Here is a 6,677-nt window from a genome sequence, read left to right on the forward strand (position 1 = left end):
AGTATGATTCGGCATGAAAACGGTAGTTTGTGTAAGGTTGTGTTTGGCGATGTAACCTTATCACTTACTACCGTTTTTGTTTTAAGTTCCCGCTAATCCGCGATGAACCAAAAAAACAGCCACCGCGGGCGGTGGCTGCAGGCAGGGTGACATCGCTATTTGGCGAGGAAGAAACGATAGGCCGGGTTATCGGTCTCGTCTTTATATTGATAGCCCAGTTCGACCAGGTGCGCCGAGAAGCGGCTCAGATCGTCAGCATCGAGTTCAAAACCACACAGTACACGGCCGTAATCGGCCCCGTGGTTACGGTAGTTGAACAGGCTGATGTTCCAGTGGGTACCGAGGGTGCTGAGGAATTTAAGCAGCGCGCCCGGGTATTCCGGAAACTCAAAACTGTACAAGCGCTCTTTGAGTGGCTTGGACGGACGTCCGCCAATCATGTAGCGAATGTGCAGCTTGGCCATTTCATCATCGGACAAGTCCTGAACCGGATAGCCGGACTGGCGTAGTTCGCTGATGATGGTTTTCAGCTCTTCCGGACCGCCGAGCAGGCGGATACCGACAAATACGTTAGCCAGTTCGTCATCGCTGTAGCGATAGTTGAACTCGGTCACCGCCCGGCCGCCGATGATCTGGCAGAACTCAAAGAACGCGCCTTTGCGCTCCGGAATTGTGACTGCCAGCAAGCCTTCGCGTTTTTCGCCCAGTTCACAGCGTTCTGACACATAACGCAGGCCGTGGAAGTTGGTGTTAGCACCAGACAGCACGGTGGCCAGTTTCTGATCTTTGAGTTCATACTGCTCGGCGTATTTTTTCAGACCAGCCAGCGCCAGTGCGCCCGAAGGTTCAGCAATTGCACGGGTGTCTTCGAAAATATCTTTCACTGCGGCGCAGATTTCATCGCTTGATACGGTAATGTGGCCATCCAGATACTGCTGACACAGACGGAAGGTTTCATCGCCGATCCGTTTTACTGCAACACCGTCAGCAAACATGCTGACCTGATCCAGCACCACAGGCTCTCCGGCATCCAGCGCAGCTTTCAGGCAGGCCGAATCTTCCGGTTCAACCGCAATCACTTTCACTTCCGGCATCAGCTGTTTGACCAGCACTGCGACACCAGCCGCCAGACCGCCGCCGCCTACCGGGACAAAAATGTAGTTGAGGTGGCCGTTCTGCTGCAGCATTTCCATGCCGATGGTGCCTTGCCCGGCGATCACCAGCGGGTGATCGAACGGTGGCACGAAGGTGTAGCCGAATTCGGCCGACAGGCGCTCCGCTTCCGCTTTGGCTTCGTCGAAGTTACTGCCGTGCAGGACCACGTTACCACCGAAGCCGCGTACGGCCGCCACTTTGATATCGGGTGTGGTGCGCGGCATCACGATCGTGGCTGGTACGCCCAGTTTGGTGCCGGACAGAGCCATGCCCTGGGCATGGTTACCGGCTGAGGCAGCGATCACCCCGGCGTTTCTCTGCTCTTCGGTCAGGTTGGCCAGCATGTTGTAGGCACCACGCAGCTTAAACGAGTGCACCGGCTGACGGTCTTCACGTTTAATTTGTACCTGGTTGCCGATACGCGCTGACAAACGCGGCATATCCTGCAACGGCGTGACGGTGGCCACTTCGTAGACCGGAGCACGCAATACCTGGCGCAGATAATCTGCGCCGGTTTGTTGGGTGAGCGTCATAAGCTAGCCTCCTAGCTTAGATTTATCTCGCACCGCACCTTTGTCAGCACTGGTTGCCATGCTGGCATAAGCTTTGAGTGCAAATGAAACTTCACGCTGGCGGTCAACCGGCTGCCAGCCGATTTGATCCTGCTGCTTGCGACGCTGTTCCAGTTCCTGATCTGAGATCAGCAGTGAAATCGAGCGGTTCGGAATGTCGATCGCGATACGATCGCCCTGTTTCACCAGGCCAATGGCACCTCCGTTGGCGGCTTCCGGTGAAGCGTGACCAATCGACAGGCCAGAGGTACCGCCGGAGAAGCGGCCATCAGTCAGCAGCGCACACTCTTTACCCAGCCCCATGGATTTGAGGTAAGTGGTCGGGTAGAGCATTTCCTGCATGCCCGGGCCGCCTTTTGGTCCTTCGTAGCGGATTACCACCACGTCACCGGATTTCACTTTACCGCCCAGGATGCCTTCAACCGCATCTTCCTGGCTTTCGAATACCACCGCCGGGCCTTCGAATTTCAGGATACTTTCATCTACACCGGCGGTTTTAACAATACAACCGTCCAGGGCGATGTTGCCCTTCAGCACCGCCAGACCGCCATCCTGACTAAAGGCGTGTTCTTTGGTGCGGATACAACCTTGCTCACGGTCGTCATCCAGCGTGTCCCAGCGGCAGTCCTGTGAGAATGCCTGCGTGGTACGGATCCCGGCCGGGCCAGCGCGGAAGAAGGTTTTGATCTCTTCAGCGTCGGTCTGAATCACATCGTACTGCGCCAGCTGCTCAGCCAGCGACAGGCCAAGTACAGTGCGAGTGTCATCGTGCAGCAGGCCGGCACGTTGCAGCTCGCCCAGAATGCCCATTACGCCACCGGCGCGGTGCACATCTTCCATATGGTATTTCTGTGTCGACGGCGCCACTTTACACAGGTGCGGAACCAGGCGTGACATGCGGTCGATATCCGTCATGTCGAAGTCCACTTCACCTTCTTGTGCTGCGGCCAGCAGGTGCAGTACCGTGTTGGTTGAACCGCCCATGGCGATATCCAGTGCCATCGCGTTCTCAAACGCATCTTTGGTGGCGATATTACGCGGCAGGGCAGTTTCGTCATCCTGCTGGTAGTAACGCTTGGTCAGCTCGACGATGCGGCGACCAGCGCTCAAAAACAGCTCTTGACGGTCGGCGTGGGTGGCCAGCAGTGAACCGTTACCCGGCTGGGACAGGCCCAGCGCTTCGGTCAGGCAGTTCATCGAGTTGGCGGTAAACATACCGGAACATGAACCACAGGTCGGACACGCTGAACGTTCAATCTGTTCGCTCTGCTCATCGGATACTTTCGGGTCGGCGCCCTGAATCATGGCATCGACCAGGTCGAGCTTGATGATTTGATCAGACAGCTTGGTTTTACCCGCTTCCATCGGACCACCGGACACGAAAATGGTCGGAATGTTGAGGCGCATCGACGCCATCAGCATTCCCGGAGTGATTTTGTCACAGTTGGATATACACACCATGGCATCGGCACAGTGCGCGTTGACCATGTATTCCACCGAGTCGGCAATCAGTTCACGTGATGGCAGTGAGTACAGCATGCCGCCGTGACCCATCGCAATGCCGTCATCGACCGCAATGGTGTTGAACTCTTTGGCGATACCGCCAGCCGCTTCGATTTCACGTGCCACCATCTGACCCAGGTCTTTCAGGTGAACGTGGCCGGGGACGAACTGGGTGAACGAGTTCACCACGGCGATGATCGGCTTGCCGAAATCTTCATCTTTAACGCCAGTGGCGCGCCACAGTGCACGGGCACCTGCCATGTTGCGACCGTGAGTGGTGGTCGCCGAACGATACTTAGGCATATTGTCTCTTCCTTAAGCGCAAATTTTTTGCTGTAAATTGTTGTTTGGGAGTTCGTTGCTTTTGATCGGCGTAACGTCGACGCTGCGAATGTCCCATAATTTTTCAATCTGGTTGGTCAGGGTGGTGATTGGTCGATCACTGTCGACGATGATCTCCACGCTGGCAATTCTGCTTTCATGGTTCTGAGTGGCGGCAACCTGACGAATGATGAACCCGCGGTGACGCACGACACGCAGTACACGCTCCAGCAGGACCGGTTTGTCGTCTGCTTTAATGTCGAGTAGATATCTTTGCATAGTGAGCGTCTCCTAGGTGTTCTCTAACATGTCATTGTTGGACGCGCCCGGCGGTACCAACGGCCAGACGTTTTCTTCTTCGTCGATGGCAACATGCAGCAGGTAAGCGGTTTTACTGGCCAGCATTTCTTGCAGTGCCGGTTCCACTTCTTGTTTACGGGTGATGGTTTTACCAGGGATATCAAAAGCTTTAGCCAGCATGATGAAATCCGGGTTGTCATCGAGAATGGTTTCGCTGTGGCGGCCGTCAAAGAACAGTGACTGCCACTGACGTACCATGCCCAGACGCTGGTTATTGAGCAGTACCATCTTGACCGGGATCTGGCGGCGTTTCAGCGTACCCAGCTCCTGGATGTTCATCATAAATGAACCGTCACCGGTCACCAGAACGGATTGGTCGTCAGGACGGGCTACTGCCGCGCCCATCGCGGCCGGCAGACCGAAGCCCATGGTGCCAAGGCCCGAGGAAGAGATAAAGTTTTGTGGCTGACGCGGCTGAATATGCTGCGCAGCCCACATCTGGTGCTGGCCGACGTCGGTTGAGACCATCGTGCTGTCCGGCATCATGTCAGACAACTGCTTAAGCAGCAGCGGAGCGAAAATCGGCTCGCCCGGGTGGTCGTAACGCCACTTAAACCCACTGCGCAGACTTTCACTGTGGTGAACCCAGGGTGAAATGTCGTGGCTCAGCTCCAGCTGTGGCAGGATGACATTGATGTCACCACGCAGCGCGGCGTGCGCCTGACGCAGTTTGTTGAATTCAGCCGCATCGATGTCGATGTGAATCACTTTAGCGTGCGGGGCGAACGTATCCAGTTTACCGGTCACGCGGTCATCAAAACGGGCGCCGACCACGATCAGCAGATCGCTTTCCTGGACCACCAGGTTAGCGGCTTTAGTGCCGTGCATGCCCAGCATACCGAGGTAGTGCGGGTCGTGACGTTCGATGGTGCCAAGGCCCTTCAGGGTGCTGACCGAAGGCATCGGGTTTAAGCGCAGGAATTCGCGTACCGTTTCCGTGGCGTGCGCCAGTTGTACGCCGCCGCCGACATACAGCACCGGACGCTTGCTCTGTGCCAGCAGTGCCTGAGCTTCGCTCAGCTGGTCTGCGGTGACTTGTGGCATGGCTGGTGGAGTAAAGGCAGGCAGGACGGTGGTCGGCGCCTGAGCCAGTTGCACATCCTTAGCGATATCAACGATGACCGGGCCAGGGCGGCCGGTTTTGGCCACTTCGAACGCTTCAGCCAGCGTTGGTGCCAGTTCATTAATATCGGTAACGAGGTAACTGTGTTTGGTACAGGACAGAGACATACCGATCACATCCATTTCCTGGAAGGCGTCGGTGCCGATGTGGGAACTGGCAACCTGACCGGTAATAGCAACGAGAGGAACGGAATCAAGGAAAGCATCGGCCAGGCCGGTGACTAAGTTGGTGGCGCCTGGGCCGGAAGTGGCCATACATACTGCCACGTCCTGTGTGGCTCTTGCCATGCCGATAGCGGCCATAGCTGCTCCCTGCTCGTGTCGGCACAGAATGTGCTCAACACCACCATCATACAATGCATCATAGATGGGCATGATGGCGCCGCCGGGGTAACCAAAAACGGTTTTGATTCCCTGCTGTCTTAATGCGGCTACGACTAATTGTGCACCTGTCATCGTAGGCCTCCCTGGCAGCGATCCGACTCGCTGTTTTGTGTTGTTGTGTTGTGCTTGCACGTCATGTGCGGGCTCCCATTCTTCCTATTATACTGAGTAAATTATCATCAGTATGTGCTTTTTTAAGTCTATTCAGTTGCAAAAAAACCCCCGGACTTTTCAGTGCGGGGGTTGTTTGAATCTGGTCTTTATTTTGCGCCCACAAGCCCCCGCGCGGTCATAATCAGGACCACGATAATAAGGCTAATCAGAGAGTTGAAACGGGCGTATAAATTCATCTTACTTATTCTGAATAATTGTCGTACCTGAGTACGAAAGTGTTTGCGTCCTTAGTGGTAACACACATTTCCGTTATCTGACAAGCAAAAACTCATTCTTTTTTCATATTCCGATTTTTGTGCGCCGGGTTATATAACCAGTCAGGCGCGGAGTAAGCAAGCGAATAGCCGGGCTGAATGGTTTTTAATCAATCACTAAGGATAGACATGGGACTTGCGATTATTCACAGCCGGGCCAGTATCGGCGTTCAGGCTCCGGAGGTGACTGTGGAAGTGCACATCAGTAACGGTATGCCGGGTTTTACTCTGGTCGGACTGCCAGAGACCACTGTTAAAGAGTCGCGCGACCGGGTACGCAGTGCGATCATCAATTCCAAATTTGAATTTCCGGCCAAGCGGATTACCGTCAATCTGGCCCCGGCGGACCTGCCTAAAGAGGGCGGCCGTTTTGACCTGCCGATTGCGCTCGGTATTCTCGCGGCCTCAGAGCAGATCCCGGACAGTAAGCTGAATGAGCATGAATTTATCGGTGAGCTGGCGCTGTCGGGAGAAATCCGCAGCGTAAAAGGTGTCCTGCCGGCGGCGCTCGCGGCTAATCAGGCCCGGCGTCATTTGGTGGTGCCGCATTATAATGGCGATCAGGCGGCCTTAGTCGGCGCGGATCGCCATCGCTCGGCGCAGACTCTGCTGGAGGTGTGCGCGGATTTGTGCGGTCAGCAGAGCTTGTCACTGTTTCAGAGTGAGGCGACCGAGAGTGTCCCGCAAGCGAGTCGCGACCTGCAGGATATAATTGGCCAGCACCAGGGGAAGCGCGCGGTGGAGACAGGGGCAGCCGGTAATCATAATTTACTGTTCCTCGGCGCGCCCGGGACTGGCAAAACCATGCTGGCTTCGGGCTTGTGCGATCTGC

General features: G+C 55.6%; 5 protein-coding genes. 1 reads left to right on the forward strand and 4 read right to left on the reverse strand.

Annotated elements, in window-relative coordinates; translation table 11 throughout:
• Nucleotides 1-155: 155 nt before the first annotated feature.
• Genes ilvA through ilvG form a run of 4 tightly spaced genes read right to left on the reverse strand, consistent with a single transcriptional unit; the run spans nucleotide 156 to nucleotide 5,489 of the window.
• Nucleotides 156-1,688 (reverse strand): threonine ammonia-lyase, biosynthetic, encoded by a 1,533-nt coding sequence (gene ilvA, locus ACN0Q0_RS17230; protein WP_136487746.1) that lies wholly within the window; start codon nucleotides 1,686-1,688, stop codon nucleotides 156-158.
• Nucleotides 1,689-1,691: 3 nt separating this feature from the next.
• Nucleotides 1,692-3,533: a dihydroxy-acid dehydratase gene (gene ilvD, locus ACN0Q0_RS17235; protein WP_136487747.1), complete on the reverse strand. Its 1,842-nt coding sequence runs from the start codon at nucleotides 3,531-3,533 to the stop codon at nucleotides 1,692-1,694.
• Nucleotides 3,534-3,545: 12 nt separating this feature from the next.
• On the reverse strand, nucleotides 3,546-3,830 hold the full coding sequence (gene ilvM / locus ACN0Q0_RS17240; RefSeq protein ID WP_136487748.1) for an acetolactate synthase 2 small subunit: 285 nt from the start codon (nucleotides 3,828-3,830) through the stop codon (nucleotides 3,546-3,548).
• Between the two features lie 12 nt (nucleotides 3,831-3,842).
• Nucleotides 3,843-5,489: an acetolactate synthase 2 catalytic subunit gene (ilvG, locus tag ACN0Q0_RS17245; protein WP_136487749.1), complete on the reverse strand. Its 1,647-nt coding sequence runs from the start codon at nucleotides 5,487-5,489 to the stop codon at nucleotides 3,843-3,845.
• Between the two features lie 485 nt (nucleotides 5,490-5,974).
• Between ilvG and ACN0Q0_RS17250 the strand changes: the two genes are divergently transcribed.
• Nucleotides 5,975-6,677 (forward strand): magnesium chelatase domain-containing protein (locus ACN0Q0_RS17250; protein WP_417244443.1); only part of this gene is annotated, 703 nt, incomplete at its 3' end.

Source organism: Celeribacter sp., from assembly GCF_048259695.1.
Classification (GTDB): Bacteria; Pseudomonadota; Alphaproteobacteria; order Rhodobacterales; family Rhodobacteraceae; genus Celeribacter.